The organism is Buttiauxella sp. (assembly GCF_035271705.1).
Lineage (GTDB): Bacteria > Pseudomonadota > Gammaproteobacteria > Enterobacterales > Enterobacteriaceae > Buttiauxella.
In genome coordinates this window covers 29,864-46,579 of sequence record NZ_DATERI010000094.1, presented here as the reverse complement: position 1 = coordinate 46,579, position 16,716 = coordinate 29,864, and the positions used below count along the sequence as shown (strand labels likewise).

The window sequence follows — 16,716 nt, the reverse complement described above, 5'->3', positions numbered from 1 at the left end:
TTTTGCTTTGCACCATTTTATTGGGGAGGAGGAGTCCTCCCCCGTATAGAAAGCGTTACTCAGTGTAAGGGATAACAATTTGTCCGGGTTTAACTTCAATACCTTTGGCGTATTTTTTAGCCAGGTTTTCACCGGTACTACGATCTTCACCCAAAACGTAAGCCGGTTGCTGGTTGAAGTAATTGCGTAACGACTGATTCAGATAAGGAATGATAGTCTGGACGATGGTCTGCATTTTCTCAGGCTCAACGGTCGCGTCTACGACTTCCATTTCTTGCAAATAGATAGCACCTTGCTCTTTATTGAAGGTTGGCAACGCTTTGAGTTTCAGTTTGATGTTGGCTTTTTGATTACCAAACAGCGAAGTCATCTCAAGGTTAGCATCCCCGGTTAACGTGACTTTATTCGCTTCTTCACGGCCAATCGCACTGGATAAATTAGTTAAAACAATATGGGCATCGGCAACACCGGGTAGGCCAATGTCTTTAGAGAAATTATTACGTTTTTGCAGCGCTTGGTTGATTTCTTGTTCACTGACAGTGTATTGCGTTAGCTGGTTACACCCCACCACTAAACCACTGAGCATCAAGGCTACAGCTAAAACTATCTTTTTCATTGAGTACCTTAACATGCTGCTTTGGAAACAGATCCTGACATAAAACATCATGATCGAATAGTGCAGCCAGTGCTACCGGAAAAAGCTGAATAACTGATTTAAAGTCTTATCGAGGGATTGCAGCGGGTGAGCTTTCTGCTTACCCGCCCGCTGGGAAAAGTCTCAACAAGGGTTAAATTGCATGGGACGAAAGCAGATTAATTTGCGTCTGTTTGGCCATATTATCGCGGTATGCAGCCACACGGCTTGGCCAGTCAATTCCAGCAACCAGCGTCAGGTTACGCAGTAGTGGGAACAGATGAATATCATCATCGGAGAGCTCACCATTGACGGCATTAGGTTGCACAATGAGCTTATCGAGCTTGCGGAGATCATCAGAGATTTTTTTGATTAGGCCCGGTGAATGCGAGAGGTGATCGGCAAAAGAACCGATCATTGCCTCTTTCTTATTCGCGAAATAAGCGCGCGCTTGTGGCGTGGCGAATTCATCAAAAGGTGCCTTAGCGATACGTGGAGTGATCAGCTGTTGGACATAGCTATTGACGTGGCGTAACCAGTCACTAATGGCTGCGTTGGTACTCCCCGTCAGCAGGGGTTCATGGTCGAGTGAATCGACGTAGTGCACAATATCCATGCTTTCTGGCATATAGCGGCTGTCATCTTTTTGCAAGATGGGCACCACTTTCTTGCCAACCATTTTTGTCGGGGTGGCTTCATCGTCATTTAGCAGAACATTCAGCTCAATGGGGATATTCTTTAAGCCAAAAATCATGCGCGCTTTGAGGCAGAAAGGGCAGTGATCGTAGATATAAAGCTTCACGTTATTCCTCCATTTCGATTTGCGGACTAAATTCATCAGCTTTTCAGTATGGTAGAGAAAAATCAGAGCCGCAAACTAGTTACCGGGTTCGAGCATAGAAGGCTCGACCGGTTTAGCGCTAAATTGCCACCACAGTGCAATCATCGTTATCACTCCAATAATCCCGAGCATCACCCACGGGAGTTCCGGTTGATTGATACTTTTGCCCGCGTCATATAACCAACCGCCACCGGCATACCCTAAAGCGCCCCCAATGGCTAAACCTAACCGGCTGAATCCCATATAACTTCCGCGAGCGCGGGAGTCGGCGAGGGATGCGCCAAGCGTTTCGCGTGCAGGTTCAGCAATGATTGAGCCAATGTAGAACACGCAAATCAGCGTCAACAGTTGCTGGAGGTTTTGAGTTAAGCCCATCGGCAGCATCGCTAATGTCATCAGGAACAAACCTGCCATCAAGCGCTGCTCAAGGCGAAAACGTTTTTCACTCCAACGCGCAATGGGGTAGAGCAGAGTTAACGACAGTGCAGCTTCAATGGCATACATCCACTTCACGGCAGCAGGCGTTCCTGCAATTTCGTTGACCATAATCGGTAGCATTAACATCACCTGCACTGCCAACATGTAATAACCGGCAAGTGTCAGCACATAGGTGACAAACCTCTTGTCACGCAGCACTCGCCCCATCCCTTCAAGCATAGGCGTGCGGATAGTGGAAAGTTTATATGCAGGCAGTAACCATGCGTTGACGATAGCGCAAATGACAAACATCACCGCCCCGACACCACATACCAGGCTGAAATCATATTGCAGCAACCAACTGCCGAGCAGCGCACCAATTACTGCGCCCGCGCTGTCTTGCATCAATAGAATCGAGAAGAAGCGCCCTCGTTGATGTGGGCGTACCAGCTTAACCACCAGGGCTGCGCGCGGCGGGTCGAATAACGTGCCGCCGATACCGGAGATAAAACAAGATAACCACAGGAGCCAGGGTTCGTGGGCGATGGCCATCGTGGCAAACCCAACCGCGCGTAACAGCATACCGGTGACAATCATGGGTTTTGCGCCGAAGCGGTCAGCAATGGCACCGCCAAAAATCCCCAGCCCCTGCTGTGTGAGTTGTCGCAGGCCGAGCGCAATACCGACCATGAGTGCAGCCCAGCCCATTTGGTCCACAAAGCGAATGGAAATAAGAGGGAAAACCACGAAGAAGCCTAATACTACTAACATGTTATCGAGCAATAAGAAGTATTTACCCAGGCTCCTTGCCTGCGCTACCCGTGACATCTCCCCTCCTGGGAACTTAAAAATGTGATGAACCTCTATTCTCCACTGCTCGTAGAGTTTTTGACAGTCACTAAAGTGACAATATTTTTTAATCAATCTAGGTCTTCGATTGAACTCTTTAATCGAAAAAGGGTGAGCAGATGAAAAATCTACATGTTGTTGTTTTCCTTCCGCCGCCAGCCACAGGTATAGTAATTACGTTGCCTAAGAAAAATATGAGATGTGAGGGTAGGGGTGAACATGTTTGGCTACCGCAGTAACGTGCCGAAAGTACGCTTAATAACCGACCGCCTGGTGGTGCGTCTGGTGTATGAGCGAGATGCCTGGCGTCTGGCAGATTATTACGCCGAGAACCGTCAGTTCCTGAAACCCTGGGAGCCGATTCGTGATGACAGTCATTGCTATCCGTCTGGTTGGCAAGCGCGGCTGGGCATGATCAGCGAAATGCACAAACAAGGTAGTGCCTATTACTTTGCGCTGCTTGATCCGGAAGAAAAAGAGATCCGTGGCGTCGCCAATTTCTCAAACGTGGTGCGCGGCTCATTTCATGCCTGTTATCTGGGGTACTCGCTGGGTGAAAAATGGCAGGGCCAGGGCTTAATGTTTGAAGCGCTGACCACCGCGATTCGTTACATGCAGCGCAGCCAGCATATTCATCGCATCATGGCGAACTATATGCCGCATAACCCGCGCAGCGGCGATCTACTCGCTCGCCTCGGTTTTGAAAAAGAAGGCTATGCCAAAGAATATTTACTGATTGATGGTGTGTGGCGGGATCATGTTCTGACAGCTCTCACCACCAAAGAATGGACCCCTGGCCGTTAAGGACGTGAAATGAAATATCAGTTAACTGCGGTTGAAGCGCGAGTGGTGGGTAGTCTGCTGGAAAAACAGGTGACCACGCCTGAACAATATCCGATGTCGGTCAACGGTGTCGTGACGGCGTGTAATCAGAAAACCAACCGCGAACCGGTCATGGAGCTGAAAGAGCATGATGTGCAAGACACGCTGGATATGCTGGTCAAACGCCACTTTTTGCGCACTGTCAGCGGGTTTGGCAATCGCGTGACAAAGTATGAACAACGATTCTGCAATTCTGAATTTGGTGACCTGAAGCTTACGGCGGCTGAAGTGGCGGTAGTGACGATTCTGTTATTACGTGGCGCGCAAACGCCGGGTGAGTTACGTTCCCGCGCCGGGAGAATGTTCGAATTCAGCGATATGGCGCAAGTCGAAACGACGCTCGAACATCTCGCCAACCGTGAAGATGGGCCCTTCGTTGTGCGTTTGCCGCGTGAGCCTGGCAAACGTGAAAGCCGCTATATGCACCTGTTCAGCGGTGAAGTTGATCTGTCACAAGTTGTCGCATCCGAAAGTGTTGCGGCGCCGGCAGATGATTTAACCGCCCGTGTTGAACTGCTTGAAAATGAAGTTGCCGAGCTTAAGCAACGTCTGGACTCACTGCTCGCCCATCTTGGGGATTAATGAATGACTAAACTTCGCGTCGGCGTTGTTGGGTTGGGTGGCATTGCCCAAAAAGCGTGGCTGCCGGTGTTAGCGGCCTCCAATGACTGGGTACTTCAGGGCGCGTTCTCCCCAACTCGCGCCAAAGCACAAACCGTTTGTGATGCTTATCGAATCCCTTACGTTTCGTCTATTGCGGAACTGGCCGCGCAGTGTGATGCGGTATTTGTCCACAGCGCCACCAGCAGCCATTACGCGGTAGTCAGTGAACTGTTGCAGGCGGGCGTTAATGTTTGTGTGGATAAGCCGCTGGCAGAAAATCTTGAAGATGCCGAGCGTTTAGTGGAGATGGCACAGCAGCAAAAGCGCACGCTAATGGTGGGCTTTAACCGCCGTTTCTCACCGTTGTATCGTGATTTAAAAGCGAAACTGGTTGATGGCGCCTCGCTGCGCATGGACAAACACCGCGCTGACAGCGTCGGGCCAAACGATTTGCACTTCACTTTGCTTGACGATTATCTGCATGTTGTCGATACCGCACTGTGGTTGGGTGGCACTGAAGCGCAATTACAAAGCGGGACGTTACAGACCAATGAACAAGGGCAGATGCTGTTTGCTGAACATCATTTTGCCAGGGGTAATCTGCAAATCACGACCAGCATGCATCGCCGTGCAGGCAGCCAGCGTGAATGGGTGCAAGCAGTCACAAACGGTGGGTTATTTGAAGTGACGGATATGCGTGAATGGCGCGAAGAGTGCGCAAATGGGGTCGTCCATCGCCCCATTCCTGGCTGGCAAACCACGCTTGAACAGCGTGGTTTTACGGGTTGTGCGCGTCATTTCCTTGAAAGTGTGGCAAATCAGACCGTTCCTGAAACCTCGGGCGAACAAGCGCTCATGGCGCAGCGCATAGTTGAAAAGCTCTGGCGCGAAGCCATGACTGAATAATGCGATAGTATTTCAGCGGTGTATCGGTAGACTAAGCGCCTGAACGTAATGCCCCTTAACAACGCCTGCCTTGCAGGCGTTGATGTTTGTGGAACCACATAATCAATGAATCTATTAAAATCGCTGGCAGCAGTCAGCTCGATGACGATGTTTTCTCGCGTGTTGGGATTTGCACGTGACGCCATTGTGGCAAGGGTTTTTGGGGCTGGAATGGCGACGGATGCCTTTTTTGTGGCATTCAAACTACCTAACCTATTGCGTCGTATTTTTGCCGAAGGAGCCTTCTCGCAAGCATTTGTGCCAATCCTTGCTGAGTACAAAAGTAAGCAGGGCGAAGATGCCACACGCGTATTTGTCTCTTATGTCGCCGGGTTACTGACACTCGCACTGGCGGTGGTGACTGTCATCGGGATGATTGCGGCTCCGTGGGTGATTTTGGTCACAGCCCCTGGTTTTGCTGATACCGTAGACAAATTCAACCTGACGTCCAGCTTGCTGAGGATAACCTTCCCGTATATTTTCCTGATCTCACTGGCTTCGTTATGCGGTGCCATTCTTAACACCTGGAATCGTTTCTCGGTTCCGGCTTTTGCACCGACCTTCCTGAACCTCAGCATGATCGGTTTCGCACTGTTTGCCGCACCGTACTTTAACCCACCGATCCTGGCGCTGGCCTGGGCAGTTACGGTAGGTGGCGTACTGCAATTGGCGTATCAGTTACCGCATCTTAAAAAGATTGGCATGCTGGTTCTGCCGCGTGTAAACCTGAAAGACGCAGGCGCGATGCGAGTTATCAAGCAGATGGGGCCTGCCATTCTTGGCGTATCTGTCAGCCAGATTTCATTAATCATCAACACCATTTTTGCCTCATTCCTCGCCTCCGGTTCGGTTTCCTGGATGTATTACGCTGACCGTTTGATGGAGTTCCCATCCGGTGTGTTGGGCGTGGCATTGGGTACTATTCTGTTGCCTTCATTGGCGAAAAGCTTTGCCAGTGGTAACCATGATGAATATTCACGCCTGATGGATTGGGGGCTGCGTTTATGTTTCCTGTTGGCATTACCCAGTGCAGTGGCGTTGGGGATTCTTGCCAAACCGCTGACGGTTTCACTGTTCCAGTACGGTAAATTCACCGCCTTTGATGCATTGATGACACAACGTGCGCTGGTGGCTTACTCCGTCGGTTTGATGGGGTTGATTGTGGTGAAGGTGCTGGCTCCGGGTTTTTATTCGCGTCAGGACATCAAAACGCCGGTCAAAATTGCCATCGTGACGCTGATTATGACTCAGGTGATGAACCTTGCGTTTATCGGCCCGCTCAAGCATGCAGGACTGTCGTTGTCGATTGGTCTGGGGGCTTGTCTGAATGCCAGCCTGCTATACTGGCAACTACGTAAACGCAAAATTTTCCAGCCACAGCCGGGCTGGGGTGCGTTCCTGTGGCGTCTGTTAGCCGGGGTGATTGTGATGGCCGTCGTGCTGCTCGGCATGATGCACGTGATGCCCGCCTGGGATTTGGGCTCCATGGCTTATCGCTTACTGCGCCTGATGGCCGTGGTGGTTGCCGGGATTGTGGCTTATTTCGCAACACTGATGCTGCTCGGATTCAGAGTAAAGGATTTTGCCCGACGCACAATCTAGTGTGATGGCAAATTATCGTGCCAACTTTGGCCAAAGACATGGTCGGCACGGGTATTCTGCATTAAACTGCGCGCTGCAAAATTTGACATACATATTGAACGATTAATTAGGCGGTAATAGCGATGCACGGAGTAATCACAACCTGGTTTGAAGATAAAGGTTTCGGTTTTATCAAAGATGAAAACGGTGACAATCGTTATTTTCATGTGATTAAGGTCGCCAACCCTGAGCTGATTAAGAAAGATGCCTCAGTGACTTTCGAACCCACCACCAACAATAAAGGCTTGTCTGCCTTCTCGGTAAAAGTCGAGCCAGACAGCAAGTACATCTATATTGCAGGCGAGCGCATCAAAATCACGGCGATTAAATCCTTCCTGGTTTACAGCGAAGAAGTGCCAGCTGAAACCAAGATTGATAAAGAGAATGCGGTGTTGTCTGTCGGCGCACTCATGAACAGCATTCGCCCTAAAGCAGAGCCAAAAGCGGGTGAAATGCGTACGCTGAAGAAACTGGCAGTGACCACTTTCCAGGGCACAACATTAATCTTCTCCGAAGATGAAATTGATGTTGAAGCGACGATGAAGATCCTCAAAGGTCTGAAATAAGCTGTTTTGTAGAGCTCAGCCAAACCTTGAGCTCTACAACCCTTCCTAAACTGGCGCATTCTCCGCCGGGTGATAACCGTTAACTTCTTGTGAGTGTTATCAGTTTGATCTTCATCTTCTCAGTTTGATATTCCCGGTTTCACTTTTGAGTGCGGGTAAACGTGTGGAAACATTACGCAATCTTAACTGTGCGCGATATTCTTTGCACTCGCTCACGAAATTGGATTAAGTCCTGTCCCAGTCAACAAATTGTCCCTTTTTTTGCATTGCTATATGTCAGTTCTGGCTTTCAAAAAAGGGATATGAATGAATAAATTTATCGCTGTTGATGCGCACGAATGCATTGGTTGTCATGCCTGTGAAATTGCTTGCGCAGTCGCGCACAACCAACAGAATTGGCCGGAGTCTATTGCTGCTTTCCATCCGCGTATTGAAGTTATCTCCCGCCAGCAAAACCATGTCGCTGTCACCTGCCATCATTGCAACAATGCCCCTTGCGTAACCAGTTGCCCGGTCGGTGCATTAACGTATCGCAACGATCAAGTGCATCTGAACGAAGCGCTTTGCATTGGCTGTAAAAACTGCGTACTGGCCTGCCCGTTTGGGGTCATAGAAATGGTGAGTGCGGGGAATGATGCCCGCTATCTGGCGCAAAAATGCGACCTGTGTGAACAGAGTGAAACCGGACAGCCCGCCTGCGTGGCAAGTTGTCCAGCAGACGCCCTGAAACTGATGGATGACCGCGAGCTAAGCGACCTACGTCAGCGGCGACAACGCATGACGGCCAGCGGTGAATCTGTCTCCATTAAACGCAAGAATTTGTTAGACAAACCCACCCGTAAAGGGGCAGAAAAGCTCCCGGCAGTTCAACGCAAAATGCACTTCAAAGAAATTTATCAGGCGTTATCCACGCACCAGGCAATCAGCGAAAGCAACCGCTGTATTCATTGCGCGCAAAAAGCACAGTGCAATTGGACTTGCCCGCTGCATAACGCCATCCCTGAACTGGTGCGTTTGGTTGCGGAGGGCAAAATTATCGAGGCGGCAGAATTGAGCCACCAGACCAGCTCACTGCCAGAAATATGTGGGCGTGTATGCCCGCAAGAGCGGTTGTGTGAAGGGGCTTGTACTTTAAAGCCGCACAGTGGCGCAGTCACTATCGGTAATATCGAACGCTATATCACGGATACCGCTCTGGCCCAGGGTTGGAGGCCTAAGGTGTCGTCAGATATCAAAACCCGCAAAGAGCGGGTGGCGATCATTGGGGCAGGTCCTGCAGGATTAGGCTGTGCGGATATTCTGGCGCGCAGTGGCGTTCAGGTTGATGTCTTCGACCGCCATCCTGAAATCGGCGGCTTGCTGACCTTCGGTATTCCTCCTTTCAAGCTCGACAAACAACTCCTCACCATTCGGCGCGAAATATTCAATTCGATGGGAATTGAGTTTCATCTCAACTGCGAAATAGGGCGTGACATCGAATTTAGTGAACTGATGTCTCGTTACCAGGCTGTATTTTTAGGCGTTGGCACCTACGAAGTCATGCGTGCTGGGCTTGAACACGAAGATTCGCCAGGTGTTGTCCAGGCGCTGCCATTACTTACCGCCAGTGCGCGAAGAGTGATGGGGCTGGCTGACGATGCGGCCACGCCATGGATTGAGCTGGAAGGAAAACAGGTCGTTGTACTCGGAGGCGGTGATACGGCGATGGACTGTCTGCGTACCTCGGTGCGACTGGGGGCGACAAGCGTGACTTGTGCTTATCGCCGCGACGAAGCCAGCATGCCAGGTTCGAAGAAAGAAGTGGTCAATGCCAGGGAAGAGGGCGTGGAGTTCTTGTTCAATGTACAGCCGCAGTTCATTGAGCGTAACGATGACGGAGAAGTGACAGGAATAGGCCTGATTCGCACGCAAATGGGCGAACCCGGTAGCGATGGCAGACGTCGTCCACAGCCGATCGTCGGTTCAGAGTTTGTATTGCCCGCCGATGTGCTGGTCATGGCGTTTGGTTTCCAGCCACATGCGATGCCGTGGCTCGATACTTATCAGGTGACTTTCGACAAATGGGGCCTGATTGAAACCGGGAAAGAAGGGCGGTTATCCACTCAAACTGGGCACCCGAAAATCTTTGCGGGTGGTGATGCGGTACATGGTGCTGATTTGGTGGTCACGGCAATGGCAGCCGGGCGGCAAGCCGCGCAGGATATTCTGATTTTGTTGGGTGATTCCTCCCCCATTCAGTGCACACCCATCACGGAGCTGATGCGATGACACAGTTTATTCATGTTTATCCCGAGCGTTGCATCGGTTGTCGCACATGTGAAATCGCTTGTGGACTGGCGCACAGTGAGAGCGATTCATCGAATGACAGCCATTTTCTGCCAAGATTGCAGGTGGTTAAATTGGGTTCATCCACCCAACCGGTGATGTGCCATCAGTGTGAAAACGCACCCTGCGTGGCAGTTTGCCCAGTGCACGCACTCGTCCAGGAAGCGCGATGTGTAGAGCTTTACGAGTCGTTATGTATCGGCTGTAAAAACTGTGTGATGGCCTGTCCCTTTGGCGCAATCGATATTGCTCTGCTGCCGCAAGCGAAGATAGAAATAGTGAAATGCGATCTTTGTCAGCAGCATGAAAACGGGCCTGAATGCGTGAGGGTTTGCCCGACAGCGGCGCTGGAGAAGAAAGATAGTCAAGGGGTGAAGCAGCAAGCCAGTTTACGACGCCATGCGGCAGCTTTGCAGAGTGTTTATTCGTCATTGAAGTAGTTAAAACAGATTGACCTGGTCAAAACAGCGGCCCAATTTCTGGGCCGCTTTTCTTATATCAAATCGCCCATCCACCCGCGTAGAAAATAACCAGTACCAGCGCTATCGCAATGGTGCCGATATTTAGCCGACGCCAGTCATTAGAGAAAATACGCCCAACCACCAGTGTGACAAAACCCAGCATAATACCGGTGACAATGTTACAGGTGAGCACGATAAATACGGCACATACCAGCCCGGCCATCGCATCAACAAAGTCCTCGAAATCAAGTTTCGCCACATTGCTGAGCATCAGTAACCCGACATACATCAGTGCGGGGGCGGTGGCATAACCGGGGATCAGGAAAGCCAGCGGTGAAAGGAACAGAACGACTAAAAATAGTGCACCGACCACCACGGCAGTTAAACCGGTTTTCCCACCGGCCGCCGTTCCCGCTGCGGACTCGATATAAACCGCCGCAGGGGCTGCACCGACCAACCCAGACATGATTGAACTGACCGAGTCAGCAGTTAACGCTTTGCCGCCATTGATAATTTGATTATTTTCATCCAGCAGGTTCGCCTGACCCGCAACGGCGCGGATAGTCCCTGTGGCATCAAAAACGGCGGTCATCACTAACGCCAGAACGCTGGGTAACACCATCGGCTGCAATGCGCCCATAATATCGAGGCTGAAAATGAGTGATTTACCGTCTTCTCCGCTCAGGCTCGGTAATGCCACTAGCCCGTGGTACTGCACGTTGGGGTCAAAAATCAGGCCGATAATCGAAATGCCGATAATGACCAGCAAAATGCCACCGGGAACACGCAGCTTTTCCAGACCCAAAATGACGGCTAAACCCAGTAACGTCATGATGACCGGGAAGGTGGTGAACCCACCCAGTGCGACGGGCAAACCTTCTATCGGGTTCTTAATGACGAGCCCAACGCCACTTGCCGCAATTAATAATAAAAACAGGCCAATCCCGATGCCGGTACCGTGGGCAATCCCCATCGGCAGATTTCGCAACAGCCAGGTTCGCACCCCAGTCACAGAAATGGCGGTGAACAGCACCCCCATCAGGAACACCGCACCTAAAGCAACGGGAATGCTGATGTGTTGCCCTAATACCAGGCTGAATGCGGTAAAGGCAGTCAGTGAAATGGCACAGCCAATCGCCATTGGCAAATTGGCCCAAAGCCCCATGAGTAATGAACCGAACCCGGCGATAAGGCAGGTTGCGACAAATACGGCACCGGGGGGGAATCCTGCTTTTCCCAACATGCCAGGGACAACTATCACTGAATAAACCATGGCCAAAAATGTCGTAATACCTGCCAGCACTTCCTGGCGAACACTGCTGCCACGTTTCGAAATATCAAAATAGCTGTCGAGTGCCCCTTTTGCCTGCACTGTCGCAGGCACATCTGATGAGTCGGTAGACATATTTCTATCCTTATCAACGGTGAAGCGATGGTGGTTATCGTTTTATCGATGGCTTGTCTCGCATGTTATGTTCGTTCGTACACCAGTTGTCCATCAACGTAGGTGCGATAAATCGAGCGGTCATCACCTAGCGTTATCAACACGAACAACTTGTCCATCAATGAAACGGAATTGTCATAGCGCAGTTGCTGCAACGGCGTGGCGGTTGGCTCAAGGACCACAAAGTCAGCCTCTTTGCCGATGTCGAAATTACCGATAAAACTATCAAGTCCTAATGAGTGTGCCCCGCCAAGGGTGGCAAGGTAGAAGGCCTCATAAGCCGAGAGTCGGTAGCCCTGAAGCTGCATCACTTTGTAGGCCTCATTGAGGGTTTGCAGCATATTGAACGTGGTGCCTGCGCCGATGTCAGTGCCAATACCGACTTTGATTTTCTTACGCCAGGCTTTTTGCAAATTGAATAAGCCGCTGCCCAGATAAAGGTTGGACGTTGGGCAAAAGGCGATGGTGGAATCGGTTTTATGCAGGCAATCCCACTCTTCTTCCTCAAGATGAATACAGTGGGCAAAGACGCTGTTTTTACCGGTCAAACCGTAGTGATGGTAAACATCAAGATAGTTTTTTCGCTCCGGGAACAGCTCTTTTACCCAGGCAATTTCGTCTTTGTTTTCGCACAAATGTGTGTGAACCCAGGTGTCGGGATATTCCTCGCGCAGACGCTGCGCCATCGCCAGTTGTTCAGGGGTTGAGGTCGGTGCGAAACGCGGTGTGATGGCGTACAACAAGCGGCGATTTTTATGCCAACGCTCGATCAATTCCTTACTTTCCTGGTAGCTACTTTCTGCATCATCCAGCAACCACTCTGGCGCGTTCCTGTCCATCATCACCTTACCGGCAATCATGCGCATGTTGATACCGCTCGCCGCTTCAAACAACGCGTTGGCGGACTCTGGATGAACAGTGCCAAATACCAGCGCGGTTGTGGTGCCGTTGCGCAGTAACTGTTTCAGGAAAAATGAGGCCATTTCGCGCGCATATTCCAGGTCTTTATAGCGCCGCTCGGTGGGGAAGGTATGCTTATTTAGCCACTCGAGGAGCTGTTCACCGTACGCGCCAACCATTTCACTTTGCGGATAGTGAATATGGGTGTCGACAAAGCCCGGTACGATGAGCTTCCCACGATAATCACGCACGCGGATAGAATCCGGTACTCGTGATTTCCCTTCCTCCCATGGACCAAACCACACCACTTTGCCTTCGCTTATGAGCAACAGACCATCTTCAACAAATCGCAACGCTGACTCGATTTCTTCAGGGTGTGAAATGGTGCGTGTGACATCAAGGAAGTTCCCGCGTATGGCCTTCAAGTTTTGTACACCAGTCATTTTTTATCCCTCAGTGACTCACAGCAATTGTTCCTGTTCTGCGCTGGAGCAGGCTGTGAGTAGAGTGAGGCCGCTTACACGGCCTCCTCCATTCAGATTTTCCCTAATGCATGCAAGATTTTCTCAGGGGTGAAATTCCATTCTCGGATCCACACGTTACAAGCATCATGAATCGCTATCGCAATTGCCGGAGCTGCACCGTTGACGCCAATTTCCGAAATGGACTTGGCACCGTACGGCCCAACATGGTCCTCACTGGGAACGAGAAACGCGCGGAAATCACGAGGGATATCGCCAATCATCGGTGCGCCATAGGTGCGCAGATCACGCGTCAATGGAATGCCGCTTGCGTCATACTGAATTTCTTCCGTCAGGCTATGTCCGATAGCACGCATGGAGGCGCCATAGATTTGCCCAAGGGCCAGGTCCGGGTTGATAGGCGTTCCACAATCCAATAAGGCATGGAACTTGTTGAGCTTGATTTCGCCGGTACGTATATTCACGGCCACTTCGGCAAAGTTCGCCCCAAACGGGAAGGCAAAGTTAGGAGTGATGTAAGTGGCTGTGGCAACCAAAGTACCAAAACCCGTGCCGGTTTCGGCCTTGTGGGCGATTTGTGCAAAGGTCACTTCACCCAGCTTGCCGCGCACCATTCCCGGTGCCACCACCTGCACATCTTCCAATGGTTCACCCAGCATTTGCGCACCGTGGAAGAGAATTTTTTCGCGTAAATTCTCGGCTGCATTTTTTGCCGCATTACCGGAGAAACAGGTGCCAGAAGAAGCGTAAGCGCCTTTGTCGAACAGCGCATGGTCGGTGTCGCCAGAAATAACGTGTATCTCAGACAGTGGGCAACACAGCACCTCAGCCGATAGTTTACCGACCACAGTATCCAGGCCAGTACCGATATCAGCGCCCCCTGAGTGAACGATAAATGTACCGTCCGACTCCAGTTTGATCATGCAGTTGGCCTGGTCGATATCAGGGATACCGGATTTCTGCATAATGATGGCTACGCCGCGCCCGGTGTGCCAATCGCCATCCACCGGTTTCGGTGAATCCCATTCGATAAGCTGACGACCTTTGCGCAAGATGGGTTCCAGCGCGCAACTGGCAGCGGTTGGAATTGACGTTGGCATCTTCCCTTCGCCAATCGCGCCAAGGATTTTCAGATCCTGGCCTTCGCGTACCCGGTTAATTTCAACCATATCTAACTGGTCGATACCCAGTTTTTCCGCCAGTTCTGCCATGGCCATTGTTAATGCAAAATTGCCTTTCGGGGCGCCATAACCTTGATATGCGCCAGTTGGGCAGATGTTGCTGTAGTAAGTGGTGACCAGGAAATCGACGTTATCGCAAGGGTAAAGCGGCAGCGACAATGCTGGGCCATTACACGGCACAGTGAGGGCGTGGTTGCCATACGGCCCCGTATTGGCACGGAAGTCCATTTTGATGGCAGTCAGTCGGCCATCTTTAGTGGCACCCATTTTCACTGTCACTTTGGCGACGTGGCGCGAGGTATTAGCGATGAACTCTTCTTCGCGAGTGTAATGGAAATAGACCGGACGCCCGGTTACGCAAGTTGCCCAGGCACAAACCTCCTCAAGCAAAATATCCTGTTTGGAGCCAAAGCCACCGCCCACGCGCTCTTTGATGACATGGACTTTATGCTGCTTTAAGCCAACTAAACGCGCGACCTGGCGGCGTAAGTGCCAGGGAACCTGGGTTGATGCATGGATAACCAAACGGTCGCCATCCATGTAGCTGAAGCAAACGTGGGTTTCTGTCGGACACTGCTGTACCTGTTTTGACTCGTAAGTACGTTCGATAACCACATCGGCGTCGGCAAAGCCTTTGTCTACATCACCAATGCGCCCATGAATGCTGGCGGCGATATTTTTTTCCGGACGTGCACCAATCGGGAAGTTGATGATCATATGTTCGTCACGTTCGGCAGCGTGGCGGTTTTGCACTTCCAGGTCAGCAGGCGCACCGTTCACATAAACCACTTTTTCGTCATGAACGCGTGGGGCATCGTCTGCCATTGCTTCATCAATCGACATCACAGGTTTTAAAACCTGATATTCAACGTCGATGAGTTTGAGTGCAGCCAGGGCTATCTCTTCGCTTTCTGCCACCACCGCCGCAACGCGGTCACCGACGTGGCGCATTTTTTTACCAAACATTCTGCGGTCAAGCGGGGAGGGTTCCGGCGCACTTTGTCCACCCGGGGTGTAGTAAATATCCGGGCAGTTGTACTGGGTAATCACATGAACCACACCCGGCAACGCTTCTGCTTTGCTGACATCAAGGTGGGTAATCAGCGCGTGAGGATGCGGACTGCGTAGCATTTTCACCACGCAGGCATCTTTAGGAACACGGTCTTCGACATAACAAGGTTTCGCCTGCACCATGTTTGCCGCATCTGTCTTAGGATGCCGTTTGCCGATAACGGCGAGATCATGGCGGAAGGTAGGGGCGACTGTTGGCTGGTAAGTGGGATCGGTTAAGCGTGTTTTTGCCAGGTCCACAACTTGATAAAATTGTTGGTAACCGGCATCACGACTGAACAGTCCTGAGAGCGCATCGTCAATATCCTCGCGGGTGGGTGACGCAATACGGTCCAGTAAATCAGTCAAAATTAGCGCCGCGGCAGGGTCGTTGTAGCCTGATTGCACAATGCCCGTATCCACCATCGCCTGTTGCACCAGGCTTAGCTGGTTCCAGCGACCCAGTGATTCGGCTGTTTTTATTTCACCACCTTCAATTTGGGCCGCAATCAATAGCGAGGCATTAACGATGACACCGTTGTACAAAATGGCATCTGAACCGGCAAAGCCAAAGCCATCATCACTATTGCGTACCGAATGCAGGCCAAGCCCGAACAGCAGTTTCTGTACATTTTCCCCGGCAATACACTCGATTTCGCGTGGTGTTCCGTTCAGCGTAAAGTGAATCATCATTTCGTTACCTCATCTTGCTGCAGGCAATCTGTAAGCAGGTCAGCGACCAGGACTCCGGCAATATGTCGTTTAAATGCTTTGCTACCCGATAAGTCTGCGTGTGGATGAATCGCCGCACTAATCGCCTTTTCGAGAGCTTCCCCCTGTAAAGACAGAGATTCTACGTCGCGCACTCGAATGGGTTTTTCAGCCACACCATCCAGCGCGATACGGACTTCTTCGTTTTCGGTGATCGCAACGGCCGCGGTGACGACTGACCAACCGCCGGCAGAACGGCTGAATTTACGCGTAGCACAACGACGGAAAAGATCGTGAATGATGACTTCGACCAGTAAGCGATCGCCTGGTGACTGCAAATATTCTTCTAGCGTTAAGATTTCGCCATCGGCAAATAAAAGCTCTGTCTCCAGCACCAGCAACAAGGGGATAAGCACTGATTCGGGTTGGTGCGCTGCAATTTCACCGCCCAACGTGGCCTGGTTACGCACATGGCGTGAATAGACAAAACCCAGCGCGTCGTACAGCGCTTGCGGGATATAAACGGTGTCGCGCAGTTTTTGCAGTGTGACCAGCGAACCGACGCGCAGGGTACCGTTGTCCCATTCCACTTTGTCGATAGGCAAACCCTGCAAGGAGATAGCAACACTGCATTCTGTACGTGTAGGCGTTGCATTGAGTTTGCTGCCGCCTGCCATCCACACTGCGTCATCTTGAAAGTGCTGCTTCAGTTCCATCGCTTGTTCAATGGTCGTGACGCGGAAAAATTGCTTAATCATGTTTTCCTCTCTTTTTTCGGGCGCCT

Annotated in this window: 14 protein-coding genes; 7 read left to right on the top strand and 7 right to left on the bottom strand. The window is 51.1% G+C overall.

Translation table 11 applies throughout. The features are described from left to right. Positions 1-55: 55 nt before the first annotated feature. The 3 genes from VJY99_RS08545 to mdtH form a co-directional block, all read right to left on the bottom strand. Positions 56-616: a lipoprotein gene (locus tag VJY99_RS08545; RefSeq protein ID WP_324117625.1), complete on the bottom strand. Its 561-nt coding sequence runs from the start codon at positions 614-616 to the stop codon at positions 56-58. 172 nt (positions 617-788) lie between these two features. After that, a complete protein-coding gene (gene grxB / locus VJY99_RS08540; RefSeq protein ID WP_324117624.1) occupies positions 789-1,436 on the bottom strand; it encodes a glutaredoxin 2 in 648 nt (215 codons plus the stop codon). Between the two features lie 75 nt (positions 1,437-1,511). Next, positions 1,512-2,720: a multidrug efflux MFS transporter MdtH gene (gene mdtH, locus VJY99_RS08535; protein ID WP_324117623.1), complete on the bottom strand. Its 1,209-nt coding sequence runs from the start codon at positions 2,718-2,720 to the stop codon at positions 1,512-1,514. Between the two features lie 240 nt (positions 2,721-2,960). Here mdtH and rimJ point away from each other — a divergent pair, with 240 nt between their 5' ends. The 7 genes from rimJ to VJY99_RS08500 all read left to right on the top strand — a co-directional run bounded on the left by rimJ (position 2,961) and on the right by VJY99_RS08500 (position 10,143). Then, entirely contained in the window at positions 2,961-3,545 is a 585-nt protein-coding gene (gene rimJ, locus VJY99_RS08530; RefSeq protein ID WP_324117622.1) for a ribosomal protein S5-alanine N-acetyltransferase, read from the top strand. A 9-nt stretch (positions 3,546-3,554) separates the two neighbouring features. Next, positions 3,555-4,205, top strand: a complete 651-nt coding sequence (locus VJY99_RS08525) for a YceH family protein (protein WP_324117621.1) — start codon at positions 3,555-3,557, stop codon at positions 4,203-4,205. Between the two features lie 3 nt (positions 4,206-4,208). Next, complete coding sequence (locus VJY99_RS08520) at positions 4,209-5,132, top strand: Gfo/Idh/MocA family oxidoreductase (RefSeq protein WP_324117620.1); 924 nt, start codon at positions 4,209-4,211, stop codon at positions 5,130-5,132. Between the two features lie 105 nt (positions 5,133-5,237). Continuing rightward, entirely contained in the window at positions 5,238-6,773 is a 1,536-nt protein-coding gene (gene murJ, locus VJY99_RS08515) for a murein biosynthesis integral membrane protein MurJ (RefSeq protein ID WP_324117619.1), read from the top strand. 116 nt (positions 6,774-6,889) lie between these two features. After that, entirely contained in the window at positions 6,890-7,378 is a 489-nt protein-coding gene (locus tag VJY99_RS08510; RefSeq protein ID WP_324117664.1) for a cold shock domain-containing protein, read from the top strand. 306 nt (positions 7,379-7,684) lie between these two features. Continuing rightward, entirely contained in the window at positions 7,685-9,646 is a 1,962-nt protein-coding gene (locus tag VJY99_RS08505) for an FAD-dependent oxidoreductase (RefSeq protein ID WP_324117618.1), read from the top strand. Continuing rightward, the gene (locus VJY99_RS08500) at positions 9,643-10,143 is read left to right on the top strand and encodes a 4Fe-4S dicluster domain-containing protein (protein ID WP_324117617.1); all 501 of its coding nucleotides are present in this window, start codon (positions 9,643-9,645) and stop codon (positions 10,141-10,143) included. The genes VJY99_RS08505 and VJY99_RS08500 overlap by 4 nt, the downstream gene beginning before the upstream one ends. A gap of 58 nt (positions 10,144-10,201) precedes the next feature. On the opposite strand, the gene VJY99_RS08495 is transcribed toward VJY99_RS08500, so the two are convergent. From VJY99_RS08495 to ygfM, 4 genes are all read right to left on the bottom strand, one after another. Next, positions 10,202-11,569 carry an NCS2 family permease gene (locus VJY99_RS08495; protein ID WP_324117616.1) on the bottom strand — a complete coding sequence of 456 codons (1,368 nt, stop codon included), beginning with the start codon at positions 11,567-11,569 and terminating at the stop codon, positions 10,202-10,204. A gap of 65 nt (positions 11,570-11,634) precedes the next feature. Then, complete coding sequence (gene guaD / locus VJY99_RS08490) at positions 11,635-12,951, bottom strand: guanine deaminase (protein ID WP_324117615.1); 1,317 nt, start codon at positions 12,949-12,951, stop codon at positions 11,635-11,637. 92 nt (positions 12,952-13,043) lie between these two features. Next, complete coding sequence (locus VJY99_RS08485; RefSeq protein ID WP_324117614.1) at positions 13,044-15,914, bottom strand: molybdopterin-dependent oxidoreductase Mo/Fe-S-binding subunit; 2,871 nt, start codon at positions 15,912-15,914, stop codon at positions 13,044-13,046. Continuing rightward, positions 15,911-16,690: a molybdopterin-dependent oxidoreductase FAD-binding subunit gene (gene ygfM, locus VJY99_RS08480; protein ID WP_324117613.1), complete on the bottom strand. Its 780-nt coding sequence runs from the start codon at positions 16,688-16,690 to the stop codon at positions 15,911-15,913. Before ygfM ends, VJY99_RS08485 begins: the two co-directional genes overlap by 4 nt. Between the last annotated feature and the right edge of the window lie 26 nt (positions 16,691-16,716).

What these genes read in the sequence shown, in the direction of transcription:
- VJY99_RS08545 (WP_324117625.1), bottom strand. Translation starts at nt 616, where the DNA reads ATGAAAAAGATAGTTTTAGCTGTAGCCTTGATGCTCAGTGGTTTAGTG.
- mdtH (WP_324117623.1), bottom strand. Translation starts at nt 2,720, where the DNA reads ATGTCACGGGTAGCGCAGGCAAGGAGCCTGGGTAAATACTTCTTATTG.
- rimJ (WP_324117622.1), top strand. Translation starts at nt 2,961, where the DNA reads ATGTTTGGCTACCGCAGTAACGTGCCGAAAGTACGCTTAATAACCGAC.
- VJY99_RS08525 (WP_324117621.1), top strand. Translation starts at nt 3,555, where the DNA reads ATGAAATATCAGTTAACTGCGGTTGAAGCGCGAGTGGTGGGTAGTCTG.
- VJY99_RS08520 (WP_324117620.1), top strand. Translation starts at nt 4,209, where the DNA reads ATGACTAAACTTCGCGTCGGCGTTGTTGGGTTGGGTGGCATTGCCCAA.
- murJ (WP_324117619.1), top strand. Translation starts at nt 5,238, where the DNA reads ATGAATCTATTAAAATCGCTGGCAGCAGTCAGCTCGATGACGATGTTT.
- VJY99_RS08505 (WP_324117618.1), top strand. Translation starts at nt 7,685, where the DNA reads ATGAATAAATTTATCGCTGTTGATGCGCACGAATGCATTGGTTGTCAT.
- VJY99_RS08500 (WP_324117617.1), top strand. Translation starts at nt 9,643, where the DNA reads ATGACACAGTTTATTCATGTTTATCCCGAGCGTTGCATCGGTTGTCGC.
- VJY99_RS08495 (WP_324117616.1), bottom strand. Translation starts at nt 11,569, where the DNA reads ATGTCTACCGACTCATCAGATGTGCCTGCGACAGTGCAGGCAAAAGGG.
- guaD (WP_324117615.1), bottom strand. Translation starts at nt 12,951, where the DNA reads ATGACTGGTGTACAAAACTTGAAGGCCATACGCGGGAACTTCCTTGAT.
- VJY99_RS08485 (WP_324117614.1), bottom strand. Translation starts at nt 15,914, where the DNA reads ATGATGATTCACTTTACGCTGAACGGAACACCACGCGAAATCGAGTGT.
- ygfM (WP_324117613.1), bottom strand. Translation starts at nt 16,690, where the DNA reads ATGATTAAGCAATTTTTCCGCGTCACGACCATTGAACAAGCGATGGAA.